Below are 19,369 nucleotides of genomic sequence, written 5' to 3' on the forward strand. Positions count from 1 at the left end.
ATATAAGATCCCCTTACGTTTACAGGGAAATCTACGTACAAGTACCTTTCTTCACAGAAGAGAAGGGCTTGTACGTTTTTTGTCATGTTGGCGTATCCGCATTGTAGAATCTGAATAAGAAATCCTTCTCGATCTTCCTCTGCTGTCTGCAGTTTCATGCCCATTTCACTGCCTTTGGGTAAATCGGCCTGTTCTTCCTCCATACGCTTCTCAAAATAAATTAAGATCCAGTTGACGATACTGGATGGCTTCAGCCACATGAGCTGTGACAATTTCACCTTCATGGTCCAGATCGGCAATGGTCTGTGCCATCTTGATAATTCGATCATGTGCACGCATGCTCAGGTTTAACGTTTGCAGCGTTTGCTCTAACAGTTGCTCTGCCGCTTGGGGGAGCTGGATCGTTCGTCGCAAAAGCGTGCCCGAAAGCTGGCTATTCCAACGAACCGAACTTTTGGCATAACGTGTAGCCTGAATTTGATGAGCGTGGATCACTTTTGCCTGCATTTCTTCAGAGGAAGGGGAAGCAGCAGACTTACGCCACTCGCCGGGTGGAGGAACCTCAACCTGAAGATCAATGCGGTCCAGCAGTGGTCCCGAAATTTTGGCTCGGTACGCGGCAACACGGGCTGGACTACATATGCAGCGTTGCTCCTCCGAATGAGCGGACAAATATCCGCAGGGACAGGGATTCATGGAACATGCAAGCATAAACTGGGCCGGAAAGGTGAAAGCAGCCCGTGCCCGACTAATTGTCACTGTGCGATCCTCTAACGGCTGCCTTAATACCTCCAGCACTTGACGCTGGAATTCAGGTAATTCATCCAGAAACAATATGCCACGATGGGCAAGGCTCACTTCACCCGGTTTTGGGATACCACCGCCTCCAATCAGACCAGAGGTGGATATCGTGTGGTGAGGGGAGCGAAAAGGTCTGTCTGCAATCAGGCCTTGAGGCGCTTCTTTCAATTTGCCTGCGGCACTTAATACTTTGGTGACTTCCAACGCTTCATCTTCTGACAAAGGAGGAAGGATGGAGGGCAGACGTTTGATTAACATCGTTTTGCCCGTGCCTGGCGGTCCAACGAGCAATATGTTATGCATGCCTGCTGCTGCAATCATAAGCGCGCGTTTTACATGATGCTGCCCCAGAACATCGCTATAGTCGTCTGCAAATAATGGTGTTTGTCTCGGCTTCCTATCCGCCATCTTATGAGTCTTGTCAGTTAAAGGAGCAGCGAGGTGTGCATAATTTTTCAACACGACTGGTCCTGCATTCGAATTATTTGGTATTCCCACTGAACTAGCGGGTTGATCTAAATTTTCCGGAGCAATATCCTGTAAATGACGAATGCCAAACACCTGGATACCTCGAATCAGTGACGCTTCCTCTACGTTATCCAAAGGCAGGAGCACGGAAGTAAAGCCTTGTCGTTTGGCCAGATCCACCATGGATAAAATGCCCGGCACGGACCTGATCGAACCGTCCAACGCCAGTTCGCCAACCACTAGTGTCCGTTCCTGGGGAGGAAGTACAAGCTGGCCGCTTGTCATAAGTAAACCAATAGCAATGGCTAGATCAAAGGAAGATCCTTCCTTGCGCAGATCAGCGGGGGCCAGATTGATTGTGATCCGCTGTAAAGGATACTGATATCCGCAGTTTTTAATCGCTGCACGAACACGTTCAACGGCCTCACGAATGGCTGAATCCGGTAAACCGATGATGGATGTCTGTGGCAGACCATTGGATAAATCGGTTTCCACTTCGATCAGAACACCATCGATTCCGTACAAACACGCACTGTGTAATTTTCCGTACATAACAAAGAAACACCTCACTCGATTCTTGACTCCGCATAATACGGGCCAGTCTACGAATTAAGGTGCTTCCTCAGCTTCTATTAAGCATTTTATATAAAAGGAATCATGGAGTCAACCTGTCATTATCATTGCTGTAGTCATCTTTCCTGATCCCTGAATTTTATTTCTGGAAGGAAATCATTAAATTGCTTTGGCGAAAATGGTCGTATAAACTTTCATTATGGTAATTAAATTTGACCTGAGAAAGCGTGAATCTGTTCGTCGGACTTATCTATTATTGTTGTTAAATCATGGGGATGAACTGCTGATTATCTAATTATATTTATATTTTACACAATCTAATTTATCATAATTAAATTGAATAGTAAAATCATTTGTGCTCAATTATTCTGTTTTTCTTCTATTTTGTGATAGTATAGATCTATAGTTCCCGTATTATTAGGAATAGATTGCACAATAGGCAGGTGAGAAAGACATATGCAGACTGACAGTTTGAAGCTGGATAACCAATTATGCTTTGCCATATATGCTTGTTCACGTGAGATTACGAAGATGTACCAGCCTTATCTGGAGGTACTTGGCGTAACGTATTCCCAGTATTTGGTGTTGATGGTTTTATGGGAACGTGAAGAATGTACGGTTAAGGAGATCGGGGAGGCTCTCTATCTCGATTCGGGAACGTTGACACCACTTCTCAAACGTTTGCAGTCAGCAGGACTTATTAATCGCGAACGCTCGGCTCAGGACGAACGAAAAGTATTAATTACACTAACCGACTCAGGCCGTGAGTTGCGGAACAAGGCATTATCCATACCTGAATCCATTCAGGGAGATGCGTGTTTGAACAGTACAGAGTTTGAAACATTGCTGGGTCAGTTCAAAGGATTGCTGGAGAAAGTTCACGAAACCAACACCAACGCAGCCAAAAAATAAAATGTAGTTTTACATCAAGGAAACCTCAGTTTTTAGCTGAGGTTTTTTCCATATATACCCAAGCATTCACAATATGGGATCATACTCATATCAAAATACTGTCTATTAACCATTAGTTTTTTAAGGAAAGCGTTTTAAAAACGTGTTACAATGAATTGGGCTTGAGTGAAAATAGTCAACATTTGTCTTTTGTTAGTCTACCAACCCGCCTTGTTGCAGTCATGTTGATAGGAGGATTCGAGAATGAATATCCATGAATATCAAGGAAAAGAAGTACTGAAACAGTATGGAGTTACCGTTCCAAACGGAAAGGTTGCTTATACAGTCGATGAAGCGGTCGCGGCCGCTGAGGCATTGGGCAGTCCAGTGACTGTTGTCAAAGCACAAATTCACGCAGGTGGCCGGGGTAAAGCCGGCGGCGTAAAAGTGGCAAAGAGTACGGATGAAGTTCGTGCCTATGCTTCCGAAATTCTGGGCAAAGTATTGGTAACACACCAGACTGGACCAGAAGGTAAAGAAGTGAAACGTCTTCTGATTGAAGAAGGATGCGATATCCGCAAAGAGTATTATGTGGGTGTTGTTGTGGACCGTGCCACAGGCCGTGTAGTTATGATGGCTTCCGAAGAAGGCGGTACTGAGATTGAAGAAGTAGCTGAAGCTACACCTGAGAAAATTTTCAAAGAAATCATTGACCCTGCCATTGGATTGCAAGTGTTCCAGGCCCGTAAACTGGCTTACAGCATTAAGATTCCGAATGAACTGGTGAACAAAGCTGTTAAGTTCATGCTCGCGCTGTACACTGCATTTGTCGAAAAAGATTGCTCTATTGCCGAGATCAATCCTCTCGTTGTTACCGGAGATGGAAACGTTATCGCGCTAGATGCGAAATTGAACTTTGACTCCAACGCCCTGTTCCGACACAAAGACATTTTGGAACTGCGTGACCTGGATGAAGAGGATGAAAAAGAAATCGAAGCTTCCAAATACGACCTCAGCTACATAGCACTTGATGGCAACATCGGCTGTATGGTCAATGGTGCGGGACTTGCGATGGCAACGATGGACATTATCAAATACTACGGTGGAGACCCGGCCAACTTCCTTGACGTTGGGGGCGGTGCAACAACGGAGAAGGTGACTGAAGCATTTAAGATCATCTTATCCGATGCCAAAGTAGCTGGGATCTTTGTTAACATCTTCGGTGGCATCATGCGCTGTGATGTTATCGCCAATGGTGTTGTTGAAGCCGCGAAGCAGCTTGGCCTGACCAAACCGCTGGTTGTTCGTCTTGAAGGAACTAACGTGGAGCTTGGCAAACGTATTCTGGGTGAATCTGGCCTGAATATCGTTCCTGCTGATTCCATGGCCGATGGTGCACAGAAAATTGTTGCCCTCGTAAAATAAGTTCATTCCTTAGTACCGGAGCTGTCCGGGAATTGAAAAATAACCGTAAGGATGTGAAGCAACGTGAGTATTTTGATCGATAAAAATACAAAAGTCATTACGCAAGGCATTACGGGTTCAACGGGAATGTTCCACACGAAGGGCGCATTGGACTACGGAACCCAGATGGTAGGCGGAGTTACACCGGGTAAAGGCGGAACTAATGTGGATATCACGTTGGAAGACGGTACAGTAGCTAGTCTGCCGGTGTTCAACACTGTGCAGGAAGCGAAGGAAGCTACAGGCGCAACAGCGAGCGTCATTTACGTTCCTCCTGCATTTGCAGCAGATTCCATTATGGAAGCTGTTGATGCTGAGCTGGACCTCGTGATCTGTATTACAGAAGGTATTCCGGTTCTTGACATGATCAAGGTTGACCGCTTCATGGAAGGTAAAAATACCGTCCTGATCGGACCAAACTGTCCAGGTGTCATTACACCAGGCGAATGTAAAATCGGTATCATGCCTGGTTATATCCATATGGCAGGGCACGTAGGCGTTGTTTCCCGTAGTGGAACACTTACCTATGAAGCCGTTCATCAACTGACGACACGTGGCATTGGACAATCTTCTGCTGTAGGAATCGGGGGAGACCCTGTAAAAGGCTCCGAGTTCATTGATATCCTCAAACGGTTTAATGAAGATCCACAGACTCATGCGGTCATCATGATTGGTGAGATTGGTGGTACAGCTGAAGAGGATGCTGCAGATTGGGTACGTGAAAATATGACCAAACCGGTTGTTGGCTTTATCGGTGGCGTAACAGCGCCTCCAGGCAAACGGATGGGCCATGCTGGCGCTATTATCTCTGGCGGTAAAGGTACAGCCAAAGAGAAGATTGCGAAGCTGGAATCATGTGGAATCAAAGTAGCACCAACTCCTGCTGAGATGGGTTCGACTTTGGTGAGTGTACTTGAGGAACGCGGTATTTTGAATTTGTGCACGACACATTAATTCTTTTTCGTTATAATAGAAGAAACGGCTCGGAAATTATTTATTTCTGGTAGACCGACTATTATGGTTACGGAAAAGGTAAGCAACCTTTTGTCCTTGAACAGGGCGAAGGGTTGCTTTTTTGCGTTTTTTTTACGGGAAAAGGGGGAGGAAATGTCCCTCATCTGCGTAAACGCTTGCATTCCGTGGTCACTTAACACACAATATGAGGGAAGATCTCTTCCCGCTTTGGGAGGTTTATGGTATGGAAGAAAGATGGATCTTGTTTGGGTTACATGAGATGGAGGGTATTGGCAAGAAAACAATCTCGAAACTGATTCTGGGACAACATGAATTAACCGATCTATTGAATTATGGGGAAAGCGACTGGGTCGCAGCAGGTTTACGCAAAGATCAGGCTGCACGTTTGACTAGCCAATTTACTATCGACTGGATTGAGAGTAAAAGAGAACACGTTTACAATCAGGGGATAGAGGTTATTACTTATCTGGATCAGAATTATCCCATATTAATGAAGGAAACCGTTCAGCCTCCCTGGGTAATGTATGCTCGAGGGGATGTTAGTTTGTTACACAATTCGTCTATTGCCATGGTGGGAACTCGTATGCCAACCGTGTATGGGCGCAAAGTTGGAGAAAAGCTGGCAGAGCAATTATGCAATGCAGGACTGACGATTGTAAGCGGGCTTGCCCGCGGTATTGATAGCGTATGTCATGAGGCAGTACTACGTGCTAAAGGAAAAACGATTGCGGTATTCGGAACAGGGATTGATAATATATACCCACCCGAAAATACAAGCCTCGCTGAACGAATCGCCGAGACGGGGCTGCTTTTGTCGGAATATCCACCAGGTACGAGAGCACGCCAGGGATTATTTCCGGAACGGAATCGAATCATTGCCGGTCTGACACTGGGAACATTGGTTGTTGAGGCTGACATTCGCAGTGGTTCACTCATTACAGCAGATGCTGCACTTGAAGCAGGCAGGGATGTATTTGCAGTCCCTGGACCTATTACATCGCCGAAAAGTCGGGGAGCACACAATCTTATTCGTCAAGGGGCCAAATTGGTCACTTGTGCAGCAGATGTATTGGAAGAGTATCGATTGGGCTTGCCAAATGCAGAACAACTTCCTTACAATAGAGGACGTTCGACCGTAACAACCGAGCCTTCCGGGCGAGGGATATTCGCTGAGGTTAAGCTCTCTCCAGATGAACAACGCGTGATTTATCTGTTGGAACAGGGAGAACAATCATTGGATCAACTGGTTGAGCTGCTTGGTTGGGATTTTGGACATTTGCATTCAGTTCTGTTATCTTTAATCATAAAAAAGCAGATTAGCCAATTACCAGGCACTAAATACGCGAGGGTATGACGAAGCTACAACCTACGTAGTGCGTGGAAATATATAATTAGCAGAAGTTATTAACTATGCATAAGCTTACAGAAACAGTTTCATGACAGTTTCATGACTGAGAGGAGGATGAACCTATGGCGGATGCACTCGTAATCGTGGAGTCGCCCTCAAAGGCGAAGACGATAGGCAAATATTTAGGCAGCAAGTTCATCGTAAAAGCTTCGATGGGGCATATTCGCGATTTGCCAAAGAGTCAGATCGGCGTTGAGGTAGAGAATGATTTTAATCCGAAATATATTACGATCCGCGGCAAAGGTTCAATTTTGAAAGAACTGAAGGATGCACGGAAGAAAGTGAAAAAAGTGTATCTCGCAGCTGACCCGGATCGCGAAGGTGAGGCTATCGCATGGCATTTGGCCCATGCCCTTGAACTGGACGATACGGCAGATTGCCGGGTAGTATTTAATGAAATTACAAAACAGGCGGTCAAAGATGCGTTCAAAACGCCGCGGAAAATCAATATGGATTTGGTTAACGCGCAGCAGGCAAGACGTATTCTGGATCGGCTCGTTGGATATAAAATTAGTCCGTTATTATGGAAGAAAGTGAAAAAAGGTTTGTCTGCAGGCCGGGTTCAGTCCGTGGCTGTTAAAATCATTTTAGATCGTGAAAATGAAATTGATGATTTTGAGCCGGAAGAATACTGGAGCATAACCGCCAAACTGACAGCAGACGGCAATCCGTTTGAAGCCAAGTTTCATAAACTGAACGGGGCCAAAACAGAGCTGGGCAGTGAAGCGGAAGTGCAAGCGATCCTGAAACAGATCGAAGGTGCAGACTTTACGATCAAGGAAGTTAAAGAGAAAGAACGGAGCCGTAACCCCTCCGCCCCGTTTACTACGAGTTCTCTGCAACAGGAAGCGGCGCGTAAATTGAATTTCAGAGCTTCCAAGACGATGTCGGTCGCCCAACAACTATATGAAGGTGTAGACCTTGGAAAAGAAGGCACAGTAGGTCTCATCACGTATATGCGTACGGACTCCACACGAATTGCGGCATCTGCACAAGAAGAAGCCAAAGAATATATCGTTGGTAAGTATGGTGAGCCATTTGCACCTGAGACTCCACGAAACTATTCCAAAAAAGCAGCTAATGCTCAGGATGCGCATGAAGCGATTCGTCCAACTTCAATTCTGCGTGACCCTGACTCAATCAAGTCATTCATGAGTCGCGATCAGTTCCGGTTGTATAAACTGGTATGGGAACGTTTTGTAGCGAGCCAAATGTCTTCGGCTATTCTGGATACACTCTCTGTAGATATTGCTGCGGGGGACACCATTTTCCGTGCAGCAGGTTCGAAGGTACGATTCCAAGGTTTCATGAAGGTATATGTTGAAGGAAACGACGATGGTACAACTGATGAAGATCGTCTGCTGCCTCCGTTGAAAAGTGGAGATGTGCTTGAGAAGCAGGAGATTGAGCCAAAACAGCATTTTACACAACCGCCACCCCGATATACGGAGGCAAGGTTGGTTAAGACGCTTGAGGAATTGGGTATAGGGCGTCCGAGTACATATGCGCCAACACTGGAGACCATTCAGAAGCGCGGATATGTTGCGATAGAGGAAAAGAAATTCATGCCGACTGAGCTGGGTGAACTGGTCATCGAACAGATGGAAGAGTTTTTCCCTGAAATCCTGAATGTAGAGTTTACCGCCAACATGGAAGGTGACCTTGACCATGTGGAGGAAGGTTCCGAGGATTGGGTCAAAGTACTCGCAGAATTCTATGAATCTTTTGAGAAACGCCTTGAGTTTGCGGAAGAAGAAATGAAAGAAATCGAGATTGAAGACGAAGTATCGGATGAGATCTGTGAGAAGTGCGGCAAACCGCTGGTTTATAAACTCGGACGTTTTGGCAAGTTTCTTGCGTGCTCGGGCTTCCCTGATTGCCGGAATACCAAACCGATTATCAAGGATATCGGCGTGACTTGTCCGAAGTGTAAGGAAGGTCATGTTGTTGAGCGTCGTAGCAAAAAAGGACGTATTTTCTACGGTTGTGACAAATATCCTGAATGTGATTTTGTCTCATGGGACAGACCTTCAGCCAAACCATGTCCAAGTTGCGGATCGTTAATGATTGAAAAGCGGAACAAAAAGGGAGCACGATTGCAGTGTACTTCATGTGATCATCAGGAGCCGGTGGATGAACCGGATGACGAATCAGCAGATTAGTATATATGTGAATTAATACAATTATAGTGAAATATGAAATTGCTTTATGGGGGTAAATGATTTTGACGAATGAACAACAAGTAACCGTTATTGGTGCCGGGCTGGCAGGAACAGAAGCGGCCTGGCAGATTGCAAGTCGCGGCGTACGCGTGAAATTATACGAGATGAGACCTGTTGTGAAAACGCCAGCCCATCATACGGATAAATTTGCAGAACTGGTATGTAGCAACTCGCTTCGTGCGAATGGATTGACCAATGCAGTTGGTGTGTTAAAAGAAGAAATGAGAATGCTCAATTCTCTCGTATTGTCAGCAGCAGACAAACATGCAGTTCCCGCAGGTGGGGCGCTTGCTGTGGACCGGGATGGATTTTCAGGTGAGATTACATCCACGTTGCACCAGCATCCGCTCATCGAAGTGGTGAATGAGGAATTAACTTCTCTGCCGGAAGATGGCATCGTTGTTGTTGCAACGGGGCCGCTGACCTCACCTGCCTTGTCTGAGCAAATCAAGGCACTAATGGGGGAAGAGTATTTCTACTTCTATGATGCAGCTGCACCGATCATCGAAAAAGATTCAATTGATATGAATAAAGTGTATCTGGCTTCCCGTTATGATAAGGGTGAAGCGGCATATCTGAACTGTCCGATGACAGAAGAAGAGTTTGATGTCTTCTATGAAGCTCTCATTACTGCTGAAGTCGCTCAATTGAAAGAGTTCGAGAAAGAAATCTACTTTGAAGGTTGTATGCCAATCGAAGTGATGATGAAACGCGGAAAACAGACGGCTCTGTTTGGTCCAATGAAACCGGTAGGTCTGGTTAACCCTCATACAGGAGAGTTGCCACATGCGGTTGTTCAGCTTAGACAGGACAATGCAGCTGGAACCCTGTATAACTTGGTGGGCTTCCAGACGCATCTAAAATGGGGAGAACAGAAACGTGTCTTTTCCCTTATTCCTGGACTTGAAAATGCAGAGTTCGTTCGTTATGGCGTAATGCACCGTAATACATTTATTAACTCTCCTAAACTGCTTCTTCCGACGTATCAGTTTAAAGAGCGTCCAAACCTGTTCTTTGCAGGTCAGATGACGGGTGTAGAAGGATATGTGGAATCTGCTGCATCAGGGCTGATTGCCGGCATGAACGCAGCCAAAGCAGCACTTGGGCAGGAACTGGTGGTATTGCCGGTAGAAACAACACTTGGCAGTATGGCTCAGTATATTACAACTGCTGACTTCAAGCACTTCCAACCAATGAACGCAAACTTTGGTTTGTTGCCGAAGCTTGAAACAAAGATTCGTAACAAAAAGGAAAAAAATGAAGCTCTTGCACAGCGTGCCCTGGATGGCATCACCAGTTTTGCTGCGGCAGAAGGTCTAACTGTTCCGGAACGCGTATAAATTATTCGTGGGAGGATGCTGATATCATGGATATGTCATTTCATGCTACAACGATCTGTGCTGTTCGTCATAATGGTAAGGCTGCAATCGCAGGAGATGGTCAGGTGACCATGGGCCAAAGTGTTGTGATGAAGAATACAGCCAAGAAGGTAAGACGTTTGTACCGCGGACAGGTTGTTGCTGGCTTTGCTGGTTCTGTGGCGGATGCGATCACCCTGTTTGAGAAATTCGAAGGTAAGCTCGAGGAGCACCATGGTAACTTGCAACGTGCTGCTGTAGAGCTTGCCAAGGATTGGCGTCAGGATCGGATCTTGCGTAAGCTTGAGGCACTCTTGATTGTGATGGACAAATCAGGTATGCTGCTCATTTCAGGCGGCGGGGAGATAATTGAACCGGATGATGACGTTATTGCTATCGGATCAGGTGGAAATTTTGCCTTATCTGCTGCGCGTGCGTTGAAACGTCATGCAGTAAACCTGGAAGCGAAAGATATTGCGCGTGAATCACTTCAGATTGCCTCGGAGCTATGTGTATATACCAACAATAATATTATTGTAGAAGAGTTATAAAGCCAAAGAAATCTCCCGTAGTGGAGCATGATTCTGTAATCTGCTCCAGGACGTCTAGGGGATTCTTTGTCCTTGCTAGGAAAAATAATTCAACATACTGGTAGGAGGGAAGCAATATGAATACTCAAGCGTTAACACCGAGACAGATTGTTGCAGAGCTTGACAAGTATATTGTAGGTCAAAAGAAAGCTAAAAAATCGGTAGCTGTAGCCCTTCGTAATCGATATCGGCGTAGCCTTTTGCCTGAGCACACTCAGGACGACATTGTGCCTAAAAATATCTTGATGATTGGACCTACCGGTGTGGGTAAAACGGAAATCGCCCGTCGCCTCGCTAAACTGGTAGGTGCGCCATTTGTGAAAGTGGAAGCTACCAAGTTCACTGAAGTAGGTTACGTTGGCCGTGACGTTGAATCGATGGTGCGTGATCTGATTGAGACATCACTGCGTATGGTGAAGCTGGAGCGGACTGAAAAAGTGAAGGACAAAGCTGAAGAAGCTGCCAATGAGCGAATTGTACATATTTTGGCTCCTTCACAGTCTAAGTCCAAGAGTCAGCGTAATCCCTTTGAGATGATCTTTGGTAATAATGGCAACAACGTTCAGGAACAGGATGAGCCAGAACCGGATACTGGGGTTGCCGAACGCCGCCGTAAGATCAAGTTTGATCTGTTGTCCGGTAAGTTGGAGGATGACATCATAGAGATTGATGTCGAAGACACTGCGCCTAACATGATGGACATGTTTGCTGGACAAGGTAATGATCAGATGGGCATGAATATGCAGGAGATGTTTGGCAGCCTCTTACCTCGTCGTACGAAAAAGCGCAAGCTCGCTATCAAAGAAGCGCGCAAAGTGTTGATCCAGGAAGAAGCAGGCAAATTGATCGATATGGATGATGTTACCCAAGAGTCCATTCGCCGGGCGGAGCAGACAGGTATCATTTTCATAGATGAAATCGACAAGGTTGCCAGTCAAGGACGCGGTAGTGGACCCGATGTATCCCGTGAGGGTGTGCAACGTGACATTCTGCCTATCGTAGAGGGCTCTACAGTGATGACGAAATATGGCCCTGTCAAAACGGATTATATTCTGTTTATGGCAGCTGGCGCATTCCATGTCGCCAAACCCTCTGATTTGATTCCTGAGCTTCAGGGACGCTTCCCAATCCGTGTGGAACTAAGCAGTCTAACACTGGAAGAGTTTGTATCCATTCTGACTGAACCCCAAAATGCACTGACCAAGCAGTATGTTGATCTGTTGCGCACAGAGAATATTGAGATTGAGTTCTCGGATGAGGCCATTCGCGAGATTGCCAAATTGGCTGAATCCGTCAATCAAAATACAGAAAATATAGGTGCACGTCGATTGCATACGATTCTTGAGAAGCTTTTGGAGGATTTATCCTTTGAGGCACCTGAGCTTACACTGGAACGTATGGTGATTACTCCGGAGTATGTCCGGGAGAAATTAAATGATATTGCGCTTGATCGTGATTTGAGTCAGTATATCCTGTAACATGCGGCTGCGGCTAGTAATGTAGTTGTTAAAATGATGTTATAAATGAACGGTATGCAAGAGAGTAGAGAACATTTGTGTGATCGACAAAGGGACGCGATCCTTTAACGAATCACAAAGGCCCTCTTACTTGGCGCATATCGTTTATTTTTGTTTCTATCTAAAGGATTTTGATGTTACAACCGATAAAAGATGTGTGGTTGTTATACGGATCGACAAAACCTAGGACTTGTGCCGCATGTATACGGAGTTAAAACCTATCGGAGTGGTAGTTATTCTTCCATTCGATACCCAATGATTCCCATTAAAAGAATTTTCCTTATTCCAAGTCTGGTCATCGGTTTAGTCGACAGATTGGTAAATGTTGCGTAAATGCGCAAAATGATGAATTGTTGAAAAGTTTGAAGCCACTAATTGTTTTCTTAAAATTAAAATATATAGACCCCACTTAATTGTTAAGAAAGTGTTGTGTGGGCAAGACGAGTTTTCTTTAGTCTTGAAAGATAATTTGTCAATTGATTAATATACAGCTTTGTATGTATACCTATCATATTGTCCTTAAACCCTTAGTATAACAGCAAAAAATTCTAACATTATCAACTATGAAATATTCGGAATTATACATAATTACGGGCGTTATAACCTCATGTTGAGACTCGAAATTTTTTTTTTATTTTAAGAATGTATAAGAACAATAAGGGAGAGTATTAACATACTTTTGTTTTGGGCCCCAACATTTACGAAAAAATTCATAATTTGCAGAAAATACACAAAAAGCCCCGTCTTTCAGAAAAGATAGGGCTTTTTTCTTATTGTAATAAATCCCAAACTCGAAGAAACTTATGTTATACGACAACATCAGAGTTAATTCTACTTAAGTCCTAGAAAACCGTGTAAAGACGAATGTTTTTGTCGAAAAAAACATAAGAATTTTCAAGGGAAAAGATACAATCTTTTTCCATAACTTCTAAAGAGAGGAGGGGGATTGTGAATCTTTTAAACGATATCAGCTTTAAAAGATTGCAAGGTGCACTCGATGCGTCCAATATCAGACAACGAACAATTGCTGACAACATCGCGAACGCCGATACCCCGTATTTCAAGCGCTCGGACGTTTCTTTTGAAGAAATGTTGCAAGGGCAAATGAATGGAGATATGCCTGTTCTTAAGGGTAAAGTAACTGATGCAAGGCATTTTGTCATAGGTCCTTCCTCTTCCGTACCCACGCCAGTAGTTAATATGGACCAGTCAACCTCCATGAATAACAACGAAAATAATGTCGATATAGACAGAGAAATGAGTCTTCTGGCGGAGAATCAGTTACGTTATAACGCTTATATTCAGCAAGTGAATGAACAAATTAAAATCATGCGTGTTGGCGTGGAAGGGAGATAACCTAAATTGAACATTAGTAATAGTTTTAGTATCAGTAGCTCAGCTCTGACAGCCCAACGGTTGCGGATGGACGTTATATCTTCCAACATTGCCAACGCAGAGACTACGCGCGCGAGCGTATCCAATGGTGAAGCGGTCCCTTACAAACGTAAAATGGTTGTGCTTGAGCCGAATAAAACGTCATTTGGTACGATGCTGCAAAATCAGATGAGAGGTAGCGGTTCAGGAGATGGCGTAAGAGTAACGGAGATTCGCGAGGATCAGTCACCTCTGAAACCTGTGTATGACCCTTCTCATCCGGATGCAAACGCAGAAGGATATGTATTTATGCCTAATGTGGATATTGCGAAAGAAATGGTCGACATGATCTCTGCTTCGCGTTCCTATGAAGCAAACGTAACAGCACTGAATTCAACCAAAGCGATGATCTCCAAAGCTTTGGAGATTGGAAGATAATCTGCTTAAAAATGAAAATAAGAAAAATACAAACCAGGATGAAGGGGAGGGACATTAATGATTCAGAACAACATGTTTAGCACACAGGGGATACAACCGCTACAGATGAAGAGTGCAACCGAAAGTAAGCCTTCTACACCAGCCGAAACCATTCAGAGCTTCGGTACATACTTACAGAATGCATTAGGGTCCGTTGCAGCACAGGAGGCTCAATCGCATGAAATGTCGAATCAATTTTTGGTCGGCAAAGCGAATGTGGATCAAGTGATGATTGCTTCAGAACAGGCCTTGTTAAGCCTACAACTCACAACTCAAGTCCGAAACAAAGTGGTCGAAGCATACCAAGAAGTTATGCGAACGCAGTTATAGAATAACCTACTTGCGCTTCGATAATAGCGCTGATCATTACAACAAAGCAGCTGCGATGCTGCTCCTGATCGTCAACCTATGAAACGGCTAGGGTTGAGTAAGGACAGACTAAGCAAAGTTTCGGATGGGGTGACAGAGTGAATGAGAGAATCGCCCAGTACAGGGATAAGGCATCCCAGTATTGGAATAGTTTTAGCAAAAAGCAAAAAGTATTATTTATATCCACCTTCCTGTTCCTGATTTTGGCTGCAGTTGTACTCACGATGCAATTGTCCAAAACGGAATATGAAGTTGCTTTTACAGATTTGAATGCAAGTGATTCAGCGGGCGTTATCAGTTATCTCGATTCATCTAGCATTCCATACAAATTAAGTTCAGATGGCAAGACCATATCCGTACCGAGTACAAGTGTTGCAATTGCAAAGGTGAACGTTGGATCTCAAGGGATTATTCAGAATGGTTCATTAGGGTATAAGTCATTCGAGGAGTCATCATCCCCCATCGGGATGACGGATAAAGAGTTTGATGTAAAGTACAACAACGCTATAAACGGAGAAGTTGAACAGTTACTTCAGCGGATGCAAGGGATACAGGATGCTAAAGTACTGGTTAATATGCCGAAAGATAACATCTTTGCTGGTTTAGAAGAACAAGACAAAGCATCAGCATCGGTAGCTCTTCAATTCAAACCGGGTTATCACCCAAATCAGGCAGCGGTAGATGGCTACTTTAACTTGGTTAAAACTGCAATTCCTAATCTGCCTGTTGAGAACATCACAATTACGAACACAGATGAAGCAGAATTGATTCCAACTGCCCGAGGTGGCAGTGGCGGGTTGTCTTCCGAAGTTCAAGAGAACATGGCACTACAGAAAAAGTTTGAAAACGATGTCCGTAATAACGTAAAGCAATTCCTTTCCCAGATTGTAGGCGAAGACAAAGTTAATGTTTTGGTAGCGTCCAAGCTTAATTTTGACAAAGAAACACGTAAGGAAAATCTGGTCACACCTGTTGATGTAGATAATATGAAAGGCATCGAGATCAGTGTGCAGGAGATTCAAAAGAGCTACACTGGCGCAAGCAATCCAACAGGTGGTGTTGCTGGCACAGGACAAGAGGAAGTTCCGGGTTACCCATCATCTGATGCAACCGGTAACTCTACCTCCGAAGAATCATCAAGCACTATAAACTACGATGTTAATCGAATCGCTAAGGATATTATTTCCAGTCCGTATACTGTAAAAGACTTAACCATTAACGTTGCAGTTGAACCACCGAATGGAGAAACAGAATTACAGGGACCGGTTCAGGACGCAATTGAGAACATTTTGGTTAACATTGTTCGTGCTTCACTGGCAGACTCAGGCACTGTAATAAGTGACGCCGATCTGACAAAGAAAGTTTCAGTCATGTCACAAGGCTTCCAGACTGCCTCTGCAGACAATACAGGTTTCCAGCTTTCCTCAACGATGATGTGGGGTGGGGGCGCACTCATAGCGGCATTGATCGCAGCGGTAGTTATTTTGTTAGTACGCCGTCGCCGCAAACAAAACGAAGTCGAAGAAGAAGAGATTCCTCTTCCAATAGCAACAGAGTTCCCGTCCATTACGCTGGACAGTGTAACGAACGAAAGTCAGGTGCGCAAACAATTGGAGAGTTTGGCCAAGAAAAAGCCAGACGAATTCGTCAATCTGCTGCGTACATGGCTGGCTGACGAATAGAGGTGAGCGCATTGGCAAAGGCAAGCAGTCAAGGTTTGACTGGCAAACAAAAAGCAGCAATATTGTTGATTACATTAGGTCCGGAAGTATCGGCTCAGATATTCAAACATCTGCGTGATGAGGAGATTGAGCAACTTACGTTGGAGATTGCCAACGTTCGCAAAGTTGATTCTTCTGAAAAGGATATGATCATGGCCGAGTTTCACCAGATCTGTCTGGCGCAGGAATATATCTCTCAGGGCGGTATCAATTACGCCAGAGAAATCCTGGAAAAAGCTCTGGGTTCATCAAAAGCACTTGAAGTCATTAATCGTTTGACAGCTACGCTGCAAGTCAGACCATTTGACTTTGCGCGCAAAGCAGATCCGAATCAAATTTTGAACTTTATTCAGAATGAAAGCCCGCAAACGATTGCCCTGGTTCTGTCTTACCTGCAATTCGAACAGGCAGCAGCGATTCTATCATCCTTGCCACAAGAGAAACAGGCAGATGTCGCTCGCCGGGTGGCTGTTATGGATAGTACTTCGCCAGAAGTTATCTCTCAAGTGGAGCGGGTTCTGGAACAGAAACTATCTTCTACCGTAACGCAGGATTACACGAATGCGGGTGGTATCGAATCGATCGTTCAGATTCTGAACGGAGTCGATCGGGGGACAGAGCGTACCATTTTGGACTCGCTCGAGATTCAGGATCCAGAGCTTGCAGAGGAAATCAAAAAACGCATGTTTGTATTCGAAGATATCGTCAATGTGGATGATCGTTCGATTCAGCGCATTATTCGGGATATCGACAACGCAGATTTGCAGCTGGCACTCAAAGTGGCAAGCGAAGAAGTTCGGGATGCCGTGTTCCGGAATATGTCGAAACGGATGTCCGAGACATTCAAAGAAGAGATGGAATTTATGGGACCTGTGCGATTGCGTGATGTTGAGGAAGCTCAGACACGTATCGTAGGAACGATACGCAGATTGGAAGAAGCCGGTGAGATCATTATCGCACGCGGTGGAGGAGATGATATCATTGTCTAATTTGATTAAATCTTTCCAGTATGTACCCGTTGATGACCGTAAAAAACTTGAAAATCATCATCATTATGGTGGTGCTGAGGAGTCTGAAACGGAATTATACGGTGATAGTGCTGAAGGTTCTGAGGCAGAAACGCTTCAAGCACGCGTGGACGAAGAAACACAACGTCTCACCGCAGAAATGCTGGAAGATGCCAAGGAGTTTGCAGAAAAGCAAGTACGTGAAGCTTCAGAAGAGGCAGAGCGCATGCTTCAAGAGGCCCGTGAACAGATCGACAGCTGGTGGCAGGAACAACGGCAACAGGATGAACATCTGACCGAAGCACTTCGTTCACAAGGTTTCCAACAGGGTTTTGAAGAAGGCAAAGTACAAGCTGAACTGGATCTCCAGGTGCAGATCGAAAAGATGATGATTGAAGCCCAGGAAGTGCTCAAGGAAGCTTATGTAGCTAAAGATCAGATCATTCAGGAAGCCGAACCGTTCCTCGTGGAGCTCGCTTGCGGGATCGCTGAGAAAGTCATTGATAAGCAACTTACCATTGAACCCGATCATACATTGGAACTGATTCGTCAGAGTTTGTCACGTAAACGGGAGCAGGGTTTGATCACACTCTGTGTGGCACCTGATCAGTTTACATTTGTACAGGCAGCTCGTGAAGAATTATCTCTGTCCATTGACTCTCAGGCAGAATTGCAGATTTTGCCTGATTCAACGGTCAAAGATAAGGGATGTGTCATTCGTTCTTCGTTTGGAAGTGTAGATGCGAGAATTGATACACAGCTTGCAGAGATTAAAAAAGAACTGGTCCGCATAGCACTTGAGGATGAGGAGCGAAAAAATCAACATGAAGGTTCTTAGTTCACAGCGATATATGGAACATTTGCGCCAATTCGATCCTGTTCGTATTAACGGCAAAGTTACTCAGGTCATTGGTCTTATGGTGGAGTCAGAAGGGCCAGATGCAAGTATCGGTGACGTATGTTATATCTATCCTGGTAAATCGGCTAAGCCTCTTCAGGCCGAAGTTGTTGGGTTTCGAGATAACAAAGTGCTGCTTATGCCACTGGGTGAACTTCAATCCATCGGTCCTGGTTGCGATGTAGTAGGTACGGGTAAACCACTCGGCGTTCAGGTAGGCTCCGAATTGCTCGGTAAAGTATTGGACGGACTTGGACAACCGCTGGACGGTTCCCTCCTTCCATCCAGAATGCCGATGTACTCTACCTCCAATACACCGGTTAATCCAATGGATCGTCCGCGTGTACTTGAAACGATGGGTGTTGGTGTAAGAGCTATCGACGGATTGTTGACCGTAGGTAAGGGACAGCGTGTAGGTATTTTTGCCGGTTCTGGTGTTGGTAAGAGTACATTGATGGGCATGATTGCTCGTAATACAGCAGCAGATGTCAATGTCATCGCGCTTGTGGGTGAGCGTGGACGTGAGGTGCGCGACTTTATTGAACGGGATCTGGGTCCGGAAGGACTGGAACGCTCCGTAGTCATTGTTGCAACTTCAGATCAGCCTGCCCTGATTCGGATTAAGGGAGCAGTTATTGCGACCACTATTGCAGAGTATTTCCGAGATCGTGGAATGAACGTGATGCTCATGATGGATTCGGTAACTCGATATGCGATGGCACAAAGGGAAGTGGGTCTGGCCGTAGGTGAACCTCCGGCAATGAGAGGATATACGCCATCGGTTTTTGCAAGTTTGCCCAAACTGCTTGAACGGGCGGGTACAGGACCTACCGGTTCGATTACAGCCTTTTACACCGTTTTGGTCGATGGGGATGACATGAATGAACCAATCGCGGATGCGGTAAGGGGCATTCTGGATGGACACATTGTGTTAAATCGATCCATTGCAAATAAAGGTCATTTTCCAGCGATTGATGTGTTAGCCAGCATAAGCCGTGTTATGAAGGATATTGCTCCGGAAGAGCAGTTGGAAGCCGTTAATAATATGAAACGTTTGATGGCTGTGTACAAAGAATCGGAAGATTTGATCAATATTGGAGCTTACCAACGGGGATCAAATGCAGCCATAGATGAATCGATAGACCAGATTGATAGTATATGGAACTTTACTAAGCAGAAAGTCGACGAGAAAGTCACTTTAAGTGAAGTACAGGAACGTTTGATTCTTGAATTTGCAAGGAGATGAATGGGTAAAC

General features: G+C 45.0%; 16 protein-coding genes. 15 read left to right on the forward strand and 1 reads right to left on the reverse strand.

The genetic code is table 11. The annotated features are described in order from the left end of the window. Positions 1-210: 210 nt before the first annotated feature. Positions 211-1,821, reverse strand: coding sequence for a YifB family Mg chelatase-like AAA ATPase (locus PAEAM_RS25380; RefSeq protein ID WP_100529389.1), 1,611 nt, complete (start codon positions 1,819-1,821; stop codon positions 211-213). 477 nt (positions 1,822-2,298) lie between these two features. Here PAEAM_RS25380 and PAEAM_RS25385 point away from each other — a divergent pair, with 477 nt between their 5' ends. The 15 genes from PAEAM_RS25385 (at position 2,299) to fliI (ending at position 19,359) form a co-directional block, all read left to right on the forward strand. Further along, a complete protein-coding gene (locus PAEAM_RS25385; RefSeq protein ID WP_036609387.1) occupies positions 2,299-2,754 on the forward strand; it encodes a MarR family winged helix-turn-helix transcriptional regulator in 456 nt (151 codons plus the stop codon). A gap of 243 nt (positions 2,755-2,997) precedes the next feature. After that, positions 2,998-4,158 carry an ADP-forming succinate--CoA ligase subunit beta gene (gene sucC / locus PAEAM_RS25390; RefSeq protein ID WP_036609384.1) on the forward strand — a complete coding sequence of 387 codons (1,161 nt, stop codon included), beginning with the start codon at positions 2,998-3,000 and terminating at the stop codon, positions 4,156-4,158. A gap of 63 nt (positions 4,159-4,221) precedes the next feature. Continuing rightward, a complete protein-coding gene (sucD, locus tag PAEAM_RS25395) occupies positions 4,222-5,151 on the forward strand; it encodes a succinate--CoA ligase subunit alpha (RefSeq protein ID WP_036609382.1) in 930 nt (309 codons plus the stop codon). Positions 5,152-5,395: 244 nt separating this feature from the next. Further along, on the forward strand, positions 5,396-6,526 hold the full coding sequence (dprA, locus tag PAEAM_RS25405) for a DNA-processing protein DprA (protein WP_100529391.1): 1,131 nt from the start codon (positions 5,396-5,398) through the stop codon (positions 6,524-6,526). 116 nt (positions 6,527-6,642) lie between these two features. Next, complete coding sequence (gene topA, locus PAEAM_RS25410) at positions 6,643-8,742, forward strand: type I DNA topoisomerase (protein ID WP_047842473.1); 2,100 nt, start codon at positions 6,643-6,645, stop codon at positions 8,740-8,742. Between the two features lie 56 nt (positions 8,743-8,798). After that, entirely contained in the window at positions 8,799-10,142 is a 1,344-nt protein-coding gene (trmFO, locus tag PAEAM_RS25415; protein WP_370511405.1) for an FADH(2)-oxidizing methylenetetrahydrofolate--tRNA-(uracil(54)-C(5))-methyltransferase TrmFO, read from the forward strand. Between the two features lie 26 nt (positions 10,143-10,168). Next, positions 10,169-10,711 (forward strand): ATP-dependent protease subunit HslV, encoded by a 543-nt coding sequence (gene hslV, locus PAEAM_RS25420; protein ID WP_017689194.1) that lies wholly within the window; start codon positions 10,169-10,171, stop codon positions 10,709-10,711. Positions 10,712-10,827: 116 nt separating this feature from the next. Continuing rightward, positions 10,828-12,228: an ATP-dependent protease ATPase subunit HslU gene (gene hslU, locus PAEAM_RS25425; protein WP_047842474.1), complete on the forward strand. Its 1,401-nt coding sequence runs from the start codon at positions 10,828-10,830 to the stop codon at positions 12,226-12,228. Between the two features lie 987 nt (positions 12,229-13,215). Continuing rightward, entirely contained in the window at positions 13,216-13,623 is a 408-nt protein-coding gene (gene flgB, locus PAEAM_RS25430; RefSeq protein WP_036670359.1) for a flagellar basal body rod protein FlgB, read from the forward strand. A 6-nt stretch (positions 13,624-13,629) separates the two neighbouring features. Then, positions 13,630-14,079: a flagellar basal body rod protein FlgC gene (gene flgC, locus PAEAM_RS25435; RefSeq protein ID WP_017689191.1), complete on the forward strand. Its 450-nt coding sequence runs from the start codon at positions 13,630-13,632 to the stop codon at positions 14,077-14,079. Between the two features lie 57 nt (positions 14,080-14,136). Continuing rightward, positions 14,137-14,448, forward strand: coding sequence for a flagellar hook-basal body complex protein FliE (fliE, locus tag PAEAM_RS25440; RefSeq protein ID WP_017689190.1), 312 nt, complete (start codon positions 14,137-14,139; stop codon positions 14,446-14,448). A gap of 137 nt (positions 14,449-14,585) precedes the next feature. Beyond that, complete coding sequence (gene fliF / locus PAEAM_RS25445) at positions 14,586-16,169, forward strand: flagellar basal-body MS-ring/collar protein FliF (RefSeq protein WP_036609370.1); 1,584 nt, start codon at positions 14,586-14,588, stop codon at positions 16,167-16,169. Between the two features lie 11 nt (positions 16,170-16,180). Then, the gene (fliG, locus tag PAEAM_RS25450) at positions 16,181-17,197 is read left to right on the forward strand and encodes a flagellar motor switch protein FliG (RefSeq protein ID WP_036609368.1); all 1,017 of its coding nucleotides are present in this window, start codon (positions 16,181-16,183) and stop codon (positions 17,195-17,197) included. Continuing rightward, complete coding sequence (locus PAEAM_RS25455) at positions 17,190-18,053, forward strand: FliH/SctL family protein (RefSeq protein ID WP_036609366.1); 864 nt, start codon at positions 17,190-17,192, stop codon at positions 18,051-18,053. Before fliG ends, PAEAM_RS25455 begins: the two co-directional genes overlap by 8 nt. Continuing rightward, positions 18,040-19,359, forward strand: a complete 1,320-nt coding sequence (gene fliI, locus PAEAM_RS25460; RefSeq protein WP_036609365.1) for a flagellar protein export ATPase FliI — start codon at positions 18,040-18,042, stop codon at positions 19,357-19,359. The genes PAEAM_RS25455 and fliI overlap by 14 nt, the downstream gene beginning before the upstream one ends. Positions 19,360-19,369 lie beyond the last annotated feature (10 nt).

Origin of the sequence: Paenibacillus sp. GM1FR, assembly GCF_002803315.1 — a bacterium.
GTDB lineage: Bacteria > Bacillota > Bacilli > Paenibacillales > Paenibacillaceae > Paenibacillus > Paenibacillus amylolyticus.